This is a genomic window from Nonomuraea sp. NPDC050663, from assembly GCF_044456985.1.
In the GTDB taxonomy this organism is placed as follows: domain Bacteria; phylum Actinomycetota; class Actinomycetes; order Streptosporangiales; family Streptosporangiaceae; genus Nonomuraea.
This window is the reverse complement of the sequence record NZ_JBITGL010000005.1, coordinates 342,323-360,445: the sequence shown is the minus strand read 5'-3', so window position 1 is coordinate 360,445 and position 18,123 is coordinate 342,323. Positions and strand designations below refer to the sequence as shown.

21 protein-coding genes are annotated in these 18,123 nt (G+C 70.0%); 16 read left to right on the top strand and 5 right to left on the bottom strand.

Annotated features, from left to right (window positions below; translation table 11 throughout):
* Positions 1-2 precede the first annotated feature (2 nt).
* The 9 genes from ACIBH1_RS18650 (at position 3) to ACIBH1_RS18610 (ending at position 9,221) form a co-directional block, all read left to right on the top strand.
* On the top strand, positions 3-803 hold the full coding sequence (locus ACIBH1_RS18650) for an alpha/beta fold hydrolase (RefSeq protein ID WP_397315010.1): 801 nt from the start codon (positions 3-5) through the stop codon (positions 801-803).
* A 10-nt stretch (positions 804-813) separates the two neighbouring features.
* Positions 814-1,608, top strand: a complete 795-nt coding sequence (locus tag ACIBH1_RS18645; protein WP_397315009.1) for an alpha/beta hydrolase — start codon at positions 814-816, stop codon at positions 1,606-1,608.
* A gap of 68 nt (positions 1,609-1,676) precedes the next feature.
* Positions 1,677-2,138, top strand: a complete 462-nt coding sequence (locus ACIBH1_RS18640; RefSeq protein ID WP_397315008.1) for a Dps family protein — start codon at positions 1,677-1,679, stop codon at positions 2,136-2,138.
* The gene (locus tag ACIBH1_RS18635) at positions 2,135-2,731 is read left to right on the top strand and encodes a sulfite oxidase-like oxidoreductase (protein WP_397315007.1); all 597 of its coding nucleotides are present in this window, start codon (positions 2,135-2,137) and stop codon (positions 2,729-2,731) included. The genes ACIBH1_RS18640 and ACIBH1_RS18635 overlap by 4 nt, the downstream gene beginning before the upstream one ends.
* Positions 2,724-3,413 (top strand): ferredoxin reductase, encoded by a 690-nt coding sequence (locus tag ACIBH1_RS18630; protein WP_397315006.1) that lies wholly within the window; start codon positions 2,724-2,726, stop codon positions 3,411-3,413. The genes ACIBH1_RS18635 and ACIBH1_RS18630 overlap by 8 nt, the downstream gene beginning before the upstream one ends.
* 44 nt (positions 3,414-3,457) lie before the next feature.
* Entirely contained in the window at positions 3,458-4,411 is a 954-nt protein-coding gene (locus tag ACIBH1_RS18625) for an NAD(P)-dependent alcohol dehydrogenase (RefSeq protein WP_397315004.1), read from the top strand.
* Positions 4,411-5,331: an AAA family ATPase gene (locus tag ACIBH1_RS18620; RefSeq protein ID WP_397315003.1), complete on the top strand. Its 921-nt coding sequence runs from the start codon at positions 4,411-4,413 to the stop codon at positions 5,329-5,331. Before ACIBH1_RS18625 ends, ACIBH1_RS18620 begins: the two co-directional genes overlap by 1 nt.
* Positions 5,332-5,429: 98 nt before the next feature.
* Entirely contained in the window at positions 5,430-8,018 is a 2,589-nt protein-coding gene (locus ACIBH1_RS18615; RefSeq protein WP_397315002.1) for a chitinase C-terminal domain-containing protein, read from the top strand.
* Positions 8,019-8,114: 96 nt separating this feature from the next.
* Positions 8,115-9,221 (top strand): AI-2E family transporter, encoded by a 1,107-nt coding sequence (locus ACIBH1_RS18610; RefSeq protein ID WP_397315001.1) that lies wholly within the window; start codon positions 8,115-8,117, stop codon positions 9,219-9,221.
* Between the two features lies 1 nt (position 9,222).
* Here ACIBH1_RS18610 and ACIBH1_RS18605 read toward each other — a convergent pair whose 3' ends face one another.
* The 5 genes from ACIBH1_RS18605 to ACIBH1_RS18585 all read right to left on the bottom strand — a co-directional run bounded on the left by ACIBH1_RS18605 (position 9,223) and on the right by ACIBH1_RS18585 (position 12,926).
* Positions 9,223-10,005, bottom strand: a complete 783-nt coding sequence (locus ACIBH1_RS18605; protein WP_397315000.1) for an alpha/beta fold hydrolase — start codon at positions 10,003-10,005, stop codon at positions 9,223-9,225.
* A gap of 63 nt (positions 10,006-10,068) precedes the next feature.
* Entirely contained in the window at positions 10,069-10,830 is a 762-nt protein-coding gene (locus tag ACIBH1_RS18600) for an SDR family NAD(P)-dependent oxidoreductase (RefSeq protein ID WP_397314999.1), read from the bottom strand.
* Positions 10,831-10,836: 6 nt separating this feature from the next.
* Positions 10,837-11,550, bottom strand: coding sequence for an alpha/beta hydrolase (locus tag ACIBH1_RS18595; RefSeq protein WP_397314998.1), 714 nt, complete (start codon positions 11,548-11,550; stop codon positions 10,837-10,839).
* A gap of 65 nt (positions 11,551-11,615) precedes the next feature.
* On the bottom strand, positions 11,616-11,909 hold the full coding sequence (locus ACIBH1_RS18590; protein ID WP_397314997.1) for an ATP/GTP-binding protein: 294 nt from the start codon (positions 11,907-11,909) through the stop codon (positions 11,616-11,618).
* 126 nt (positions 11,910-12,035) lie between these two features.
* A complete protein-coding gene (locus tag ACIBH1_RS18585) occupies positions 12,036-12,926 on the bottom strand; it encodes a phosphotransferase (protein ID WP_397314996.1) in 891 nt (296 codons plus the stop codon).
* Between the two features lie 52 nt (positions 12,927-12,978).
* Between ACIBH1_RS18585 and ACIBH1_RS18580 the strand changes: the two genes are divergently transcribed.
* The 7 genes from ACIBH1_RS18580 (at position 12,979) to ACIBH1_RS18550 (ending at position 18,117) form a co-directional block, all read left to right on the top strand.
* Positions 12,979-13,428 (top strand): hypothetical protein, encoded by a 450-nt coding sequence (locus ACIBH1_RS18580; protein ID WP_397314995.1) that lies wholly within the window; start codon positions 12,979-12,981, stop codon positions 13,426-13,428.
* A 47-nt stretch (positions 13,429-13,475) separates the two neighbouring features.
* Complete coding sequence (gene nucS, locus ACIBH1_RS18575) at positions 13,476-14,138, top strand: endonuclease NucS (RefSeq protein WP_397314994.1); 663 nt, start codon at positions 13,476-13,478, stop codon at positions 14,136-14,138.
* Positions 14,139-14,170: 32 nt separating this feature from the next.
* Positions 14,171-14,686: a signal peptidase I gene (gene lepB, locus ACIBH1_RS18570; RefSeq protein ID WP_397314993.1), complete on the top strand. Its 516-nt coding sequence runs from the start codon at positions 14,171-14,173 to the stop codon at positions 14,684-14,686.
* A gap of 77 nt (positions 14,687-14,763) precedes the next feature.
* A complete protein-coding gene (locus ACIBH1_RS18565) occupies positions 14,764-15,588 on the top strand; it encodes an ABC transporter ATP-binding protein (RefSeq protein ID WP_397314992.1) in 825 nt (274 codons plus the stop codon).
* On the top strand, positions 15,585-16,367 hold the full coding sequence (locus ACIBH1_RS18560; RefSeq protein ID WP_397314991.1) for an ABC transporter permease: 783 nt from the start codon (positions 15,585-15,587) through the stop codon (positions 16,365-16,367). Before ACIBH1_RS18565 ends, ACIBH1_RS18560 begins: the two co-directional genes overlap by 4 nt.
* On the top strand, positions 16,364-17,497 hold the full coding sequence (locus tag ACIBH1_RS18555; protein ID WP_397314990.1) for a sensor histidine kinase: 1,134 nt from the start codon (positions 16,364-16,366) through the stop codon (positions 17,495-17,497). The genes ACIBH1_RS18560 and ACIBH1_RS18555 overlap by 4 nt, the downstream gene beginning before the upstream one ends.
* Positions 17,494-18,117, top strand: a complete 624-nt coding sequence (locus tag ACIBH1_RS18550) for a response regulator (protein WP_397314989.1) — start codon at positions 17,494-17,496, stop codon at positions 18,115-18,117. Before ACIBH1_RS18555 ends, ACIBH1_RS18550 begins: the two co-directional genes overlap by 4 nt.
* Positions 18,118-18,123: the final 6 nt, after the last annotated feature.

Here is an 18,123-nt window from a genome sequence, read left to right as displayed (position 1 = left end):
TCATGCTCAAGCGGTTGCTCGCCGTCCTCACCATCGCCCTGCTCGCCATCACGGGGGCCGCCTCCGCGCAGGCGAACACGACCACCACCGCCAAACCCACCGTCGTCCTGGTGCACGGCGCCTTCGCCGACGCCTCCGGCTTCAACGGGCTCATCGCCCTGCTGCAGCGGGCGGGCTTCCCGGTCATCGCCCCGGCCAACCCGCTGCGCGACACCACGGCCGACGCGGCCTACGTCTCCAGCGTCATCGACACCATCCCGGGGCCGGTCATCCTGGCGGCCCACTCCTACGGCGGCGTCGTCATCACCAACGCCGCCCGCGGCCACGACAACGTCAAGGCGCTGGTCTACCTCGGCGCCTTCGCGCCGGACGAGGGCGAGAGCGCCCTGCAGCTGGCCGAGCAGTTCCCCGGCAGCGAGCTGGGCCACGCCCTCATCGCGCGCCAGTACCCGATTCCCGGCAGCACCAAGCCCGGGACCGACGGCTACATCGACCCCGCCCAGTTCCGTGCGGTGTTCGCCGCCGACCTGCCCGAGCACACCACCCGGCTGATGGCCGCCACCCAGCGACCCGGCAGCGTCGACGGGCTGTCCGGCGCCAGCGGCGCCCCCGCCTGGAAGACCATCCCGTCCTGGTACCTCATCCCGGCCCAGGACAAGGTCATCCCGCCGGCCGCGCAGCGGTTCATGGCCAAGCGCGCCGGCAGCAGGATCACCGAGATCAACTCCTCGCACGTCGTCATGATCTCCCACCCCGCCGCGGCGGCAGGCGTCATCCTCGCCGCCTACGCCTCAACCCGCTAGGAGCACCGCGATGAAACCCGACACGATCGTCCTGATCCACGGCTTCTGGGTCACCCCGCGCAGCTGGGAGAACTGGGTCGCCCACTACGAGCGCAAGGGCTTCAGGGTCCTGGCCCCCGCCTACCCCGGCTTCGAGGTCGAGGTCGAGGCGCTCAACGCCGACCCGACGCCGATCGAGCGGCTCAGCGTCCCGGAGATCATCGGCTCGCTGGAGAAGCTCGTCGGCGGCCTGGACAAGCCGCCGATCCTGATGGGCCACTCGGCGGGCGGCGTCTTCACGCAGATCCTGCTCGACCACGGGTACGGCGCGGCGGGCGTGGCGATCAACTCCGCGCCCACCGAGGGCGTCAAGATCATCCCGCTCTCGCAGATCAAGGCCACCTTCCCGGTGCTGAAGAACCCCGCCAACCGGCACCGTGCGGTCGGTCTCGACTACGACCACTGGCGCTACGCCTTCACCAACACCTTCCCCGAGGACGAGGCCCGCGCCACCTACGAGCGCTACCACGTCCCCGCCTCCGGGAACGTCTTCTGGGGCAGCGCGCTGGCCAACATCCACCCGGGCAAGGACGACAACTGGGTGAACTACCGCAACGACGCCCGCAAGCCGCTGCTGTTCATCTCGGGTGAGCACGACAACCTCATGCCGCCCAAGATCCAGCGCTCGAACGCCGCGCACTACAAGTCGGAGCACACCATCACCGAGGTGATCGAGTTCGCCGGCCGTTCCCACCTCATGCCCGCGGAGAAGGGCTGGGAGGAGATCGCCGACCACGCCCTCACCTGGGCCCTGGACCACTCCTGACACCGGGGGCCGGCCTCCGCGGCACGCGCCGCGGAGGCCGGATCCATTCACGAAAGGACGCGAAGAGCATGACCTCCACCCAGCCCGCCCACCTGGCGACCGCGGCCCTGCAGGACGTCCTCGTCGACGTCGCCGAGCTGGCGTCGCAGGCCAGGCAGGCGCACTGGAACGTGCGCGGCGCCACGTTCCTGCCCGTGCACCACTGGCTGGACGGGCTCGCGCAGGCGCTCGGTTCCCACGCCGACACGCTGGCCGAGCGCATCACCACCCTCGGCGGCTGGCCGGACGCCGGCAGCGAGACCCTGAGCGAACGCGCGACCCTCGAATCGTTGCCCTTCGGCCCGCTCACCACCGACCAGGCCCTGGCCGCCATGGACGCCGGCCTGGGCCGGGTCGCCGCCGTGGCGGTCGCCTGGCTGGAGAACCCCACCGTCGGCCGCGATCCGGTGACCGCCGACCTCCTGACCGCCGTCTGCCGCGACGCGCAGGTCCAGCAGTGGTTCGCCCGCGCCCAGCAGGATCCGTCGTGACGATCTTCTCCCGCGGGTTCCGCGGCAAGCACCACCGCGACGACCGGCTGCCGCCCGGGCAGTACCTCACCCAGGGCTTCCCGGTCCTGTCGGCCGGGCCGACGCCGCGGATCCCGCTGGACCGGTGGGAGTTCGCCATCGACACCGAGACCGAGCAGGTGCACCGGTGGAGCTGGGACGAGCTGATGGCCCTGCCGTCCGAGACGCCGACCGTCGACATCCACTGCGTGACCAGCTGGTCCAAGCTCGACACCCGCTGGCGCGGCGTCTCGCTCGACGTGCTCTTCGAGCAGGTGGAGACGGCCGCGGAGTACGCGCTGGTCTACTCCTACGGCGGCTACACCACCAACCTCCCGCTGGAGGATTTGCTGGACGGCAAGGCCTGGATCGCCTACGGCTACGACGGCGACGAGCTGGCGCCCTCGCACGGCGGCCCCGCCCGGCTGCTGGTCCCGCACCTGTACTTCTGGAAGTCGGCCAAGTGGGTGCGCGGCATCCGCCTGCTGCACCAGGACCACCCCGGCCTGTGGGAGAGCGCCGGCTACCACCTGTACGGCGATCCCTGGCGCGAGCAGCGCTACGCCGATGACTAGGTGGCGGCCCGTCCGCCTGGCCAGGGCCCACGACGAGACCCCCGGCTCCCGCACGCTGGTCTTCGACGCGCCCGGCTGGCCAGGACACCTGCCAGGCCAGCACGTCGACGTACGGCTGACCGCCACCGACGGCTACACCGCCCGCCGCAGCTACTCGCTGGCCGGCGCCGTGGGCGTGGAGCTGACCGTGGAGCGCATCGACGACGGCGAGGTCTCCCCCTACCTCACCGACCAGCTGAGGGTGGGCGACCAGGTGGAGATCCGCGGCCCGATCGGCGGCTGGTTCGTCTGGCGGCCCGCCGCTGCCCCGGTGTTGCTGGTCTCCGGCGGCGCGGGGATCGTGCCGATGATGGCCATGATCCGCGCCCGCCGGGAGGCCGGGGTGGACACCCCCTTCCACCTGGTCCACTCGCTGCGTTCGCCGGACCGGCTCCACTACGCCTCCGAGCTGCTGCGCCCCGACCCCGGGGTGCGGGTCAGCCTGCTCTACACCCGGGAGGCGCCCGGCGGCCACCCGCGCCCGCCCGGCCGCCTGACTGCCGCCGACCTCGACCCTCCCGGCGCCGCCTGCTTCGTGTGCGGGCCCACCGACTTCGTCGAGGCGGCCGCCGATCTGCTCGTGGGCCTCGGGCACGATCCGGGCGTCATCAGGACCGAACGTTTCGGACCGTCCGGATCATGAACGTTCTCAGCTTCTCCACAGCGGCCATCCTCCATGCTGGCCCCATGAAGGCAGCGGTCTACACCAGGTTCGGCCCGCCCGAGGTCATCAGCCTCCGCGAGGTGCCCAAGCCCGTCCCCGCCCAGGACGAGGTGCTCATCCAGGTGACAGCCACGACCGTCACCTCCGCCGAGTGCGCGATGCGGCGCGGCAGGCCGCTCTGGGGACGGATCATCATCGGCCTGCGCCGGCCGCGCAGGCGCATGCGCGTGCTGGGCACCGAGGTGGCCGGCCGGGTCGTGGCGGCGGGGGCCAAGGTCACCCGCTTCCGGCCGGGCGACGAGGTGTTCGGCTTCACCGGCTTCCGCCTCGGCGCCAACGCCGAGTACGTGTGCCTGCCGCAGAAGGCCTCGCTGCAGCTCAAGCCGGTGAACGTCGACTTCGGGCAGGCGGCGGCAGTGGTCGACGGGGCCTCCACCGCGCTGCACTTCCTGAGCAAGGCGGGCATCAGGAGAGGGCAGCGGGTCCTGGTCTACGGCGCGTCGGGCAGCATCGGGACCTACGCGGTCCAGCTCGCCAAGCATCTGGGAGCGCACGTCACGGCGGTGTGCGGGCCCGGCAACGTCGGCCTGGTCAGGGAGCTGGGCGCGGACGAGGTGATCGACTACACGAAGGGGGACTACACCAGGGCGCGCTACGACATCGTCTTCGACACCCTGGGCAAGACCTCCTTCCGCCGTGCCCGGGCCGCGCTGGGCCCGCGAGGCCGCTACGCCGTCACGACCGGGCTGCACAACATGTTCCTGTCCGTGCTGACGAGACGGGTGGTGAGCGGCATGTCGGTGGAGAAGAACCAGGCGCTCGAACTCATCAAGTCGCTCGTGGAGGCCGGCCAGCTCCGCATCGTCATCGACCGCCGCTACGGCTTCGACCAGCTCGCCGAGGCGCACCGGCACGTGGAGACCGGCCACAAGCGCGGGAACGTCGTGGTCGACGTGGCTGCGGTGGCGGCGACCTGATGGACGAGCTGCTCGCCGCCTCACCCGCGCTCCCCCGCCTGCGCTGGCTCCTGGCCGGCCTCGACGGCCGCTGGGCCGTACCGCCCGACGTCGGCGAGGCGATGTCGCCGGCCTTCGCCTTCCCCCACGAGCTCTTCCTGGAGCGCACGAGGGAACGGGCCGGACGTTTCTCGCCCATCCGGGTCGTCGGCGTCGACGCCGAGGGGTGCCGGGCGAGCGCCCGCTTCCGTGACAGGGACGGCGGGCTGTGGGTGGCGCACGTCGAGGTCGAGCCGGAGCCGCCGCACCGCATCACGACGACCCACACCCAGGGCTGGGTGCCCGACTACCTGACACCCCGGCTGCCGGAGGACTTCTCCCCCGACCGGCTGGAAGGCGCGGGCGGGGTGCTGCTCGTGTTCGCGGGGCTTCCCGGCAGCGGGAAGAGCACCGTCGCCGAGCGCGTCGGAGCGGAGCTCGGCATCCCGGTGTTCGCCCTCGACTGGCTCCTGGGCGCGTTGAGCCCGTTCGGCCTGCGGCACCATGACGACCTGATGGCGCTGGGCAACGAGTTGCTCACCACGCTGGCCTACCGCGAGCTGGCCGGGGGCCGCTCGGCCGTCTTGGACACCACCGGCGAGAATCCCGCGGACCGGGCTCGCTGGGAGAGCCTGGCCGATGCCGCGTCGGCGGCGTTCGTGCCGGTCGTGTGTGTCTGCGGCGACCGTCACCTGCACCGCCAGCGGGTGGAGGGACGGCGGAGGGGCATCCCCGGCTGGCACGACGCGGGTGACTGGGACGATGTGCGCGCCAGGCTCGAGTCCTTTCCGCCGTGGCCCGGCGCGCTGGTCGTGGACACGGCCAGGCCTCTCCAGGAGTGCGTCGCCTCGGTCCTGGACGCGGTCGGGCCGCCGCTGGTCACTGCGGCTTCCAGAGATTAATTATTTGGAAACTTTCCTAAAAGAAACCATTGACCCGGCCGTCCGCGCCGCCTTACGTTCGCGCTCAACAACGCCTTTTCACCCCCTGGACGGCGATGATGAGCACCACCCCCCGCTTAGCGAGACTGCGACTTGCCGCCTGCGCCGCGGCCCTGGCCCTGGCGGCGACGGCCCTGGCCGCCACGGCCGCCACACGGGTCGACGCCGCGGTCGACCACGAGACCTGCCGCCCCGACGGGCTGTACAAGACGGCCGACGTCACGGTCCCCTACTGCGACGTCTACGACGAGAACGGCCGCGAGAAGATGGGCGCGGACCACCCGCGCCGGGTCATCGGCTACTTCACCGGCTGGCGCCACGGGCAGAACGGCCAGCCCGCCTATCTGGCCAACAACATCCCGTGGTCGAAGATCACCCACATCAACTACGCCTTCGCCCACGTGGGACCCGACAACAAGATCTCGGTGGGCGCGGACAACGCGTCGAACCCGGCGACCGGGATGACCTTCCCCGGCCAGGACCCCGCCCTGCCGTACAAGGGGCACTTCAACCTGCTCAACACGCTCAAGAAGCAGAACCCGCACGCCAAGACGCTGATCAGCGTGGGCGGCTGGGCCGAGAGCGGCGGATACTTCGACGACGCGGGCAACCGGCAGGCGTCGGGCGGCTTCTACACGATGACCGACAGCCAGGCGGCGATCGACACCTTCGCCGACTCGGCCGTGTCGTTCATCCGCAAGTACGGCTTCAACGGCGTGGACATCGACTACGAGTACCCCACGAGCATGAAGGACGCGGGCAACCCGCTCGACTTCCAGATCGCCAACGCCCGGCGCGCCACGCTCATGGGCAACTACGTCAAGCTGATGAAGTCGCTGCGCGAGCGCCTGGACCGCGCCTCGGCGCAGGACGGGAAGTACTACCTGCTCACCATCGCCGCCCCGGCCAGCGGATACCTGCTGCGCGGCATGGAGACCTTCCAGGTCACGCAGTACCTCGACTACGTCAACATCATGTCCTACGACCTGCACGGCGCGTGGAACGAGTTCGTCGGGCCGAACGCCGCCCTGTACGACGACGGCAAGGACGCCGAGCTGGCCAAGTGGGGCGTCTACACGACCTCGCAGTACGGCGGCATCGGGTACCTGAACACCGACTGGGCCTACCACTACTTCCGCGGCGCCATGCCTCCGGGCAGGATCAACATCGGCGTGCCGTACTACACGCGCGGCTGGAAGAACGTCAACGGCGGCACCAACGGCCTGTGGGGCACGGCGCCCAAGAGCTCCGGCTGCCCCACCGGGCTGACGACCTGCGGCGACGGCGCGATCGGCATCGACAACGTCTGGCACGACCTGGACGGCGCGGCCGAGACGCCCGGCGGCGGCAACCCGATGTGGCACGCCAAGAACCTGGAGCGCGGCATCCAGGGCTCCTACATCGGGCAGTACGGCCTGGACCCGGCGGGCGACCCGAACGACCGGATCTCCGGCACCTACACCCGCCACTACGACTCGACGCTGGTCGCGCCCTGGTTGTGGAACTCCAGCAAGAAGGTGTTCCTGTCGACCGAGGACGAGCAGTCGATCAAGGCCAAGGCGGAGTACGTCCGCGACACCGGGCTCGGCGGCATGATGATCTGGGAGCTCGCGGGCGACTACAAGTGGACCGGCTCCGAGTACTTCATGGGTGACACCCTGACCACGCTGGCCCACGACACGCTCAAGACCGCCTCGCCGTACACCGCGACCCGCGCCAAGGTGGCCATCCCCTCCGAGAAGCTCGACATCACGATCGAGGCGGGCGGCTTCCCGGTCGGCGACAGCAACTACCCGATCAGCGCCAAGCTGAAGATCACCAACCGGTCCGCGGTGACCGTGCCGGGCGGCGCGGAGTTCCAGTGGGACTACTCCGCCGCCTCGCCGCCCAACGCCAAGGACCAGTCCGGCTTCGGGCTGACCGTGATCGGCAAGGAGCACACCGGCGCGAACAACATCGGCGGGCTCAAGGGCGACTACAACCGGGTCTCGGTCAAGCTGCCGGCCTGGCAGTCGCTCGCGCCCGGCGCCTCGGTGACCATGGACTACGTCTACTACCTGCCCGCGCCCGGACCGAACAACTACACCGTCACCTTCGGCGGCAAGTCGTACGGCCTGGTGCAGGACCTGGCACGCGGGGGCACCGTGGTCACGCCCACGTCCTCACCCACGTCCTCGCCCACGTCCTCGCCCACCGTCACGCCGACGGGTGGCACGTGCACGGAACCGCCGTGGGAGTCGGGCAAGATCTACACCGGTGGTCAGCGGGTCTCGCACAAGGGCAAGGTGTGGGAGGCCAGGTGGTGGACGCAGAACAACGAGCCGGGCACCAACGACGTGTGGCGCGAGGTCGGGCTCTGCAGCGGTCCCACCAGCAGCCCGACCGTGACCCCGACCGTGACCCCGACCGTGACGTCCAGCCCGACCGTCACCCCCACGGTCACGTCCAGCCCGACGATCACCCCCACCGTGACGTCCAGCCCGACCGTCACCCCGACGGGCACGTACCCCGCCTGGCGGGCGGGCACCGCGTACGTCGCCGGTGACCGGGTGACCTACCAGGGCGTCAACTACCAGTGCCGCCAGCCGCACACCGCGCTGGCCGGCTGGGAGCCGTCCAACGTTCCGGCGCTCTGGCAACGCCTGTAGCAGCGAACCCGCCCAAGGAGAGCCTGGCCTTTCGCTAGGCTCTCCTTTCGCATTTCGTACGGCTAAAGCCGGATTTATCCCCCACTTGGAGCTGCCGTGTCCCAGCAAGACGAGCCCGCGCACGCCGTCACGGAGGAGCCCACCCCCTCGGACACCCACGTCTACGGCCTGCCCGGCAAGCCGCTGACCAGGGGACCCTTCCTGTTCGGCCTCATCGGCGGCCTCGGCGTGCTGACCGCGATCGCGATCGGCCAGATGGTCATCCACTCCCTCAGCGTGATCATCCTCATCGTGGTGGCGATGTTCCTGGCCATCGGCCTCAACCCGGCCGTGGAGGCGTTGCAGCGCAGGGGGCTGGCCAGGCGCTGGGCCATCTCGATCGTCTTCGCCTCGGTGATCGTGCTGTTCGCCCTGTTCGGCCTGGCCATCGTGCCGCCGGTGAGCCGCGAGCTGACCGCCTTCATCCAGGCGCTGCCCGGCTACCTGACCGAGTTGCAGCAGAACCCGACGGTCCAGCAACTCGACGCGGAGTACGGGATCATCCAGCAGGCGATCTCCTTCGTCGCCTCGCAGCTCGGCCCCACGCTCGCGGGCGGCATCCTCAACGCGGGCGTCGAGGTGCTCGGGGGCGTCTTCAACGGCCTCACCCTGCTCGTGCTGATGCTCTACTTCCTCGGCTCCCTGCACACCACCAAGCAGTATCTGCTCAAGCTGGTGCCCGCCTCCCGGCGCTACCGCACGGAGTCGATCACCGACCAGATCCTCAGCGGCATCGGCGGCTACGTCGCGGGCAACATCCTCATCTCCGTGATCGCGGGCGTCGTCAGCTGGATCTTCCTGCACTTCGCCGGGGTCAAGTACGCGCTCGCCCTCGCCCTGGTGATCGCGGTGCTCGACCTCATCCCCCTGGTCGGCGCCACGATCGGCGCGGCGGTCGTCACCCTCGTGGCGCTGCTGCAGTCGCTGCCGCTGGGCCTGGCCTGCCTGGTCTTCTTCGTGGTCTACCAGCAGGTCGAGAACTACCTGATCTACCCGCGCGTCATGACGCGCTCGGTGAACGTCACCCCGGCGGTCACCGTGATCGCGGCGCTCATCGGCGGCGCGCTGCTCGGGATCGTCGGCGCGTTGCTGGCCATCCCGGTGGCCGCCGCCATCGCCCTGATCATCCGCGAGCTGGTCCACCCCCGGCAGGCGGGCCAGTAGGTCACGGGTGGGAGGCCAGCTCCCTGACGAACCGGGCGACCGCCGCGTTGAACGCCTCCGGCTGCTCGACCGCGCTCAGGTGTCCCGCCTTCTCGATCACCGTCAGCGAGGAACCCTCGGGTACGGCACGCGCCATGGCCTCGGCGTCGGCCACCGGCGACAGCTCGTCCTCCTCCCCCACGATGACCAGCACCGGCACCTTCAGCGCCGCGAGCGTGTCGAAGCTGTCGGGCCGCGCCGCCATCGCGCGTTGCGCCCACGCGACCGCGCCGGGCGGGGCCGAGCGCACGAGCTCCCGCACCCTGCCGTGCACCATGGCCCGCCGCTGCTTGGTGGTGGTGCCGGTGAGCGCGGGCAGCACCTCCTGGATCAGCACCTCGGGCCCGCTGTCGAGCACGGCCCGCGCGATCCGCTCGCGGTTGTCGCGCGCGGCCTCCTGGTCGGCGCTCGCCTTGGTGTCGGCCAGGACGACCCCCAGCACCCGGTCGGGGTGGCGGCGGCAGAAGGCCATCGTGACGTAGCCGCCCATCGACTGGCCGCCGATCACCGCCCGCTCGATCCCCTCACGGTCGAGCAGCTCCGCGACGTCGTCGGCCATCAGGTCGAGCGACGGCTCCTCCTCCGGCAGCCGCGATCCGCCGAACCCCCGCAGATCGGGAGTGATCACACGGCAGGTCGCCGCCAGACCCTCCCGTTGGGCCAGCCACATGGCCGACGAGAGCGGGAAGGCATGGAGCAGGACGACAGGGAGGCCGCTCCCGGCTGATCTCGTGTGAAGCTGCACGGATCACACGGTAGCCCGGTTGCTGACCGGACGCCCTTTGGTCATCCACCGAAATATCGGTTATCAGCCGACCGTCAAACCGCCGTCCACGACCAGGACCTGACCCGTCATGTACGCGGACGCGTCACTCGCCAGGAAGACCGCCGGGTGCGCCATCTCCTCCGCGGTGCCCCAGCGCCGCAGCGGCACGTTGCCGACGGTGCGCTTGCTGGTCTCCTCGTCCTCCCAGAGGTTCCTGTTGAGATCGGTGGCCACCCAGCCAGGGCACAGCGCGTTGACGCGCACCCCCATCGAGCCCCACTCCACCGCCAGCGACTTGGTCAGCGACACCAGGGCCGCCTTCGCCGCGCCGTACGGGGCCAGGAACGGAGCGGCGCCCAGCCCGCCCACCGACGCCACGTTGATCACCGACCCGGACCAGCGGCCCAGCAGGTGCGGCGCCACCGCGTGACAGACCGCCATCGCCGAGTCGAGGTTGAGGCGCATCAGCTTGTCCCAGCCCGACAGGCGCAGGTCCTTGAACTCGACCATGAAGTTCGAGCCGCCCGCGTTGTTGACGACGACGTCGAGATGGCCGAGGTCGGCGATGCTCTGGTGTACGGCACGCGTCGCGGCGTCACGATCGCTCAGGTCGGCGGGGATCACCACGGCCCGCCTGCCGTACTGCCGGACCTCCTTGGCCACCGCGTCCAGCGACTCCGCGGACCTGGAGACCAGCGCCACGTCGGCGCCCGCCTGCGCGTAGGCCACCGCGATGGCCCTGCCGATGCCCCGCGACGCCCCCGTGACGAGCGCCGTCTTGCCGGAAAGATCGAAAGCCTGCATAGAACGTTATTCTAGTGACCACTCCGTGGGCAGAGGGAAGGCCGCGGGGTTCACCCTTTTCACGATCTCGTCCAGCACGATCCTGACGTACGGCTCGCCGACCCACAGATGCTTGGCCCCGTCGACCCCGATCACCTCGGCCTGCGGCACCCGCGAGAACCGGGCCCGCGCCTCCTCCGGCCGCAGATAGTCGTCGAACTCCGGCACCAGCACCGTCAGCGGCCTGCCGAACTCCGCCCACCTGTCAAGATCCTCGTCGGTGGCCCTGTGCAGCGGCGGCGACAACAGGATCGCCCCCTCCACCAGCGGATCGTGCGCCCACTTCAGCGTCAGCTCGGTGCCGAACGACCAGCCCACCACCCACACCCGCGGCAGATCGTGGAACTCGGCGTACTCCAGCGCCGCCGCAACGTCGAACCGCTCACCCTCCCCGCCGTCGAACGCCCCCTCCGAAATGCCGCGATCGGACGAGGTGCCCCGGGTGTTGAAGCGCAGCACCGCCAGATCCGCCAGCGCCGGCAGCCGGTTGGCGGCCTTCTTGTAGATGTGGCTGTCCATGAACCCGCCGTGCGTCGGGAGCGGATGCAAGGTCACCAGCGTCGCCACCGGCGCCCTGCCCTCCGGCACGGCCAGCTCGCCGACAAGCGTCAGATCGTCGGCGGTGTGCAACTCGATGTCCTCGCGCCGCGCCGGCAACTCCGTGGCCGCACGAATCTCCATGCCCATCCTTCCGTCACCGTTCCGTCCCGCCAGCACAGTACGGCCCCGGCCACACGCCCGTGACCTCAGTACCGGCTGCGCCCAGGACCCCGATCGAGCCGCTTACGCCAGCAGTTCGTGTGCCAGTGGCGCCGCTCCTCGTCACCGCCCGTCCAGTCGGGCCAGGTCACCAGATGCGGCTTACCCGCGAGGATCTCCTGATCACATCCGGGACAGCGGTACTGCTTGCCCGACGACGCCCCGGACAACGGCCGCACCCGCCAGTCGCCGTCGGGCCACTCCTCGACCTTCTCCCCGCCGGACAGGAAGCTCAGCGGCCGCTGGTCGTCGCCACGGCGACGTGCCTTGCGCGGACTCATGCCGCCGGCCCACCCAGAACCGCCAATTCAACCGCCATTCCCCCATCTTCCCACTTCGGAGCACACCGACGGCCCTCCAGAACAGCTCGGTCCTCCCAGCGGCACCTTCGGCGCGAGCGGCGCGCATCACACACCCTTCAGAACCCGCTCAAGCCCCGCCCGCCCCACCGGCCCCCAGTGCGGCTTCCCTCCAGGCAGCCCCCGCTCCCCGTTCTGCCCCATGAGCATCAAGAAGAGGCCCTTCAAAGCGGCCAGCCCCCGAGCACGTTGAACAGCCCCCTCATCCGCCACCCCGTACCGGTCGAAGAACCGCGACGCCGCCCCCTCCGGCAGCAGCACCCAGGCCGCGGCGAGGTCCCACGCCGGATCGCCCGCGAACATGTCGCCGAAATCGACCACCCCCGCAAGCGTCCCGTCCGCGACGACGACGTTCGCGGGATGGAGGTCGCCGTGCACCCACACCGGCCTGCCCTCCCACGCCTCGGCCGCCACGGCGTCGTCCCACACGGCCCGGAGGTCGGCGGCGATGTCGGCGGGTGCGACAGCCTGGAAGAAGTGCTCGAAACCCTGCACGCAGTCCCGCGGGTGGGCGCCACGATCCCCGGCGACCGGCGCGTCGGCGGGCGCCTCCACATGGAGCGCCCGGAGGAACCCCGCCAGGGTGTCAGCCGCGTGATCACCTCGGCTGATCGTGCCGCGGTCGAGCGGCTCACCGTGAACCCACGTCATCACGGTCCAGTGCTTGGGGAAGCGCTCGGACGGTTCGCCGAACCGCACCGGCGTCGGCACGGGCAGCGGCAGGAGCGGGGCGAGCACGGGCAGCCACCGCCACTCCTTGAGCTGGAGCTCCGGGGTGGGGTCCATGCGCTGCATACGGACGGCCAGTTCGTCGCCGAGGCGCCACATCTGGTTGCCCCACCCGCCCGCCACCTCACGGACGGGCAGCGCCGCAAGGTCGGGATGTTGCGCCTGCAGCAGGGCGCGCACCAGGTCTGCGGTGATCTCGGTGTCGGTCATGCGAAGCCACCGTACTGATCCTCACCGAGCGGCGTCACGGCACACTGGACCCATGCTGTTGAAGACCATCCAGGCGATCGCGCACGAACCAGTGTCGCTGTCTGCCGACCGCGACAACACGCATTGGCTCAGCGCGACAGCGGATGAGTGTTCCACGCTCAGCACCGAGCAGGTGGTCGCCGCGCTGCTGGAGACCGCCCGAGCCGTCCGGCGTCAGATCAGGGCAGCGGACCATGACGGGCCGGCGACCTTCTACGTCTGGCACGACGAACAAGCCGGGCAGTTGCGGTGCTCGACAGCGTCCCGTGCTGCGACCGACCTGCCCTTCGGCGGCGCCTATCAGCCCACCGACGATCTCGATGGCATCGTCACGGGCTTCCTCTCCGACGAGATGCCGGGACTCGTCCCCTGGACGGACCTCGAACCGGTGGCCGACGGCGATCCGGATCCGACCATCCCGCCGTTCCCGGTGTGGACCTTCGACGTGACGCCCCGGCGGTAGTCCGGAGAAGGCACCCACCACCCGGCGCCTCTGGGAGACTGCTCTCCATGCGTCTGGTCATCGCGCGCTGCAGCGTGGATTACATCGGGCGGCTCACGGCACACCTGCCGATGGCCCCCCGCCTCATTCTCATCAAGGCCGACGGCAGCGTCAGCATCCACGCCGACGACCGTGCCTTCAAGCCGCTCAACTGGATGAACCCACCCTGCAAGCTCTCCGAGGACGGAGGCACGTGGACCGTCACCCACGGCAAGACGGGCGAGAAGCTGGTCATGACGATGGAGGAGATCCTGCACGACTTCTCCCACGAGCTCGGCATCGACCCGGGCCTGATCAAGGACGGGGTGGAGGCGCACCTGCAGGAGTTGCTCGCCGAGCACATCACCACCCTCGGCGAGGGCTGGAGCCTGGTGCGGCGTGAGTTCATGACGGCGATCGGGCCGGTCGACATCCTGTGCCGCGATGCCAAGGGCGCCACGGTCGCCGTGGAGATCAAGCGCAGGGGCGAGATCGACGGCGTTGAGCAGCTCACGCGCTATCTGGAGCTGCTCAATAGGGATCCGCTGCTGGCTCCGGTGAAGGGCATCTTTGCCGCGCAGGAGATCAAGCCGCAGGCCAGGGTGCTGGCGGCCGATCGGGGCATCGCCTGCGTGACGCTCGACTACGACGCGCTGCGCGGCATCGAGCCGGAGAATCCGACGCTGTTCTGATCGCGTGAGCGGGCACCAGCACAATGTTCCGTATGAGATCGAAAGTGCTCGGCTGCCTGCTGGCCGTGCTTCCGTTAGCGACAGCCTGCGGCCTCATCCAGGGGGCCGTCGGCGTCAAGAACTTCCAGGCCAGCGGTGAGTCGATGCAGCCTCTGCTCCAGCCCGGCGAGACGTTCGCCGCCAGGCTGATCGACGAGGACTATCGCCCCAACGTGGGCGACGTCGTCGTCTTCAACACCCCACCGGGGTGGGGCGAGGACAGGAGCAAGCCCAGGGTAAGCCGGATCATCGGCCTCCCCGGTCAGCTCGTCCAGTGCTGCGACGAGAACGGCATGGTGACCCTCGACGGCAGGGCGCTGCACGAGCCGTACCTCAAGGGAGAGCCGTCGTTGATGCGGTTCGAGCGGCGGGTGCCGGCGGGCAGGATCTGGGTGATGGGCGACAACCGGGACGTGTCCATGGACTCGCGCAGTCACCGTGACGCCCCCGGCGAGGGCACGGTCGCCGTCTCCGACGTCATCGGCGTGGCGGAGATCATGAACGAGTAGCCGTCCTCCGTTCGGAGGACGGCACGGTCGGTCCACCGGTGGTCCCGCGCGAGCCGTATGGCACGGACGCTTGACGCATGGACCCAGTGGTGAGCATCAAGGGGCTGACCAAGAGCTACGGCAGCCTGCAAGCAGTCCAGGCCATCGATTTGACCATCGGCAGCGGCGAGATCTTCGCGATCCTCGGCCCCAACGGCGCGGGCAAGTCCACGACCGTCGAGATCCTCGAGGGTCACCGCAGGCGCGACGGTGGCGAGGTGTCGGTTCTGGGCGAGGATCCGGGCCGGGCGGGCAGGAGGTGGCGGGCGCGGATCGGCATCGTGCTCCAGACGTCGAACGACACCGCCGAGGTGTCGGTGCGCGAGGTGGTGCGTCATTTCGCGACCTTCTACCCCCATCCCAGGAATCCCGACGAGCTGATCGAGCAGGTGGGGCTCGGTGAGCAGCGCCATCAGCGCATCAATCGCCTGTCCGGAGGGCAGCGCCGCAGGGTGGACGTGGCGCTGGGCCTGGTGGGCAATCCCGAGTTGCTCTTCCTGGACGAGCCGACGACGGGGTTCGATCCGGAGGCGCGCAGGCAGTTCTGGGAGCTGATCAAGGGATTGCAGGGGACGACGATCCTGCTGACCACGCACTATCTGGACGAGGCGGAGGCGCTGGCGGACCGGGTGGCGGTGATCGCCGGGGGGCGCATCGTGGCGGAGGGCGATCCGCGCACGCTGGGTGGCAGGTCCGCTGCCATGGCGACGGTGAGCTGGGCGGAGGGCAGCGTGCGGACGGACAGTCCGACCGCGACGGTGGCGGAGCTGGCGGAGCGGTACGACGGCGAGGTCCCGGGCCTGCAGGTGGTCAGGCCGACGCTGGAGGACGCCTACCTGGAGCTGATCGGAGGGGCGCGATGACGGTGGCGCTGGCCAGGGCGGGGTTCGAGCTGAGGCTGTTCTTCCGCGAGCGTGACCAGGTGGTCTTCACCTTCTCGCTGCCGATCGTCCTGCTGCTGCTGTTCGGCTCGATCTTCACGGGCGAGTATCCGGGCACCGGTGTGACGGTGGCCGAGGTCTACACGGCCGGGATGATCGGCGCGGCGGTGCTCGCGGTGAGCCTGCAGAACCTGGGGATCAGCATCGCGGTGGAGCGCGAGGAGGGGGCGCTCAAAAGGCTCAGTGGCACGCCGATGCCGAAATATGCGTACTTCGCGGGGAAGGTCGGCAGCGTTCTGGTGATGGCGCTGTGCGAGATCGCCCTGCTCCTCGCGGTGGCCGTCCTGCTCTACGACATCGACCTGCCGCGGGGTACGGCGTGGCTGACCTTCGCCTGGGTGGTGTTCCTGGGCCTGACCTCGGGATGCCTCCTCGGCATCGCCGCCAGCAGCCTGGCCAGGTCGGCCAAGAGCGCGGGCGCGGTGATCACACTGCCCTTCCTGGTGCTGCAGTTCATCTCGGGGGTGTTCATCCCCTTCACCGAGTTGCCGGGCTGGCTGACGGACGTGGCGGCGATCTTCCCGCTCAAGTGGATGTGCCAGGGGCTGCGCGCGGTGTTCCTGGGTGACGGCGGCCTGGTGCTGCAGCCGACCGGTTCCTACGAGCTGGCCAAGACGGCCCTGGTCCTGGGAGCCTGGGTGATCGGAGGCTTGGTGTTGTGCCTGATGACATTCCGGTGGAAGAGCCGCCGCGACGGATGAGCAAGGACGACATTAGAACGACGGAGATCTACGACCGGCTGTGGGGCTGGGAGCTCGTCCTGGTCATCTCGATCGTGGTGCCGGTCTTCTTCGTCCTGCTGATCAACGAGTCCGCCCTGACCAAGGCGACCGTCACCGGCTGCCTGCTGGCGATCCTGCCGCTCTATGTCCTGCTGGGGCGCCCGGCGATCGTCGGCGGCGACGATCGCCGCGGCCTGGCCTACATCGTCGTGATGCTCGCGCTCTACATCCCGCCCGCGCTGATCTCGGGGCCGGCCACCTACGCGCTGTTCGGCCTGTGCGCGCAGTGTTTTCTGGCCCTGCGTGCCCGGTGGGCGATCGCTGCCGTGGTGCTTCTCTGCATACCGCCGGTGATCTACAGGTTCTACGAGGGCCACTTCTACGAGATCATCGTGATCGTCACGATCACGCTGTTCTTCTCCTCGGCCTTCGGCATCTGGGCGACGCGGATCATCGAGCAGAGCAGGGAGCGGGCCGAGCTGATCAAGCAGCTGGAGGCGAGCAGGGCCGAGGTGGCCAGGCTGTCGGCGGAGGCGGGGGCCCGTCAGGAGCGCGAGCGCCTGGCCGGCGAGATCCACGACACGCTGGCGCAGGGCTTCAGCAGCATCATCATGCTCCTCCAGGCGCCCGACCCGGCCAGGAACGTGCCGCTTGCCGTACGGACCGCGCGGGAGAACCTGGCCGAGGCGCGTGCCCTGGTCGCGGCGCTGGCCCCGGCCCCGCTCGACGAGCGCACGCTGCTCGACTCGATGCGCAGGATCGCGGGGCGGACGGCCGAGGAGATCGGGGCGGGCGTCACGTTCGGGGCGGAGGGCGAGAGCAGGCCGCTGCCGCCGGCCATCGAGGTGGTGCTGGTCAGGGCCCTGCAGGAGGGCCTGTCGAACGTGCGCAAGCACGCGGCCGCGCGCGAGGTGCGGGTCACGGTGACGTACGGCACGCGCACGGTACGGCTGCGCGTCGAGGACGACGGCGTGGGCCTGGTGGCGAGCAACCCCCAGGGGTACGGCCTGCGCGCGATGCGCACCCGCGTGGAGGAGGCGGGCGGCACGGTCGAGCTGGCCGGACCGCCGGGAACGGGGACGACGTTGACGGTGGAGGTACCGGCATGACCGCGGAGCAGCGCACCCGGGTCCTGATCGTCGACGACCATCCGGTGGTCCGCGAGGGGCTGCGCGGCATGCTGGAGGCCGACGTCGAGGTGGTGGGCGAGGCGGCCTCCGGCGACGAGGCGGTGGTCAGGGCGCGTGAGCTGGAGCCTGACGTGATCCTCATGGACCTGCGCATGCCGGGCGGCGACGGCGTCGACGCCATCGCCCGGATCATGAAAAATCAGCACACGAGGGTGATCGTGCTCACCACCTACGAGACCGATCACGACATCGTGCGCGCCGTGGAGGCGGGAGCGGCCGGTTACCTGCTCAAGGACACCAGCAGGCCCGATCTGCTCAGGGCGATCCACGGAGCGCTCAGGGGCGAGACGGTCCTGTCGCCGTCGGTGGCGACGAAGCTGGTCACGAGGATGCGCGCCCCTGCCGCCGAGTCGCTGACCCCGCGCGAGACCGAGGTGCTCGCCCTGGTGGCGCGCGGCCTGACGAACGCCGAGATCGGCCAGGAGCTGTTCATCAGTGAGACCACGGTCAAGACGCATCTGCTGCGGGTCTTCGGCAAGCTCGGCGTCTCCGACCGCACGGCTGCGGTCACGACGGCGATGAACAGAGGCTTGCTCTAGTAAGCG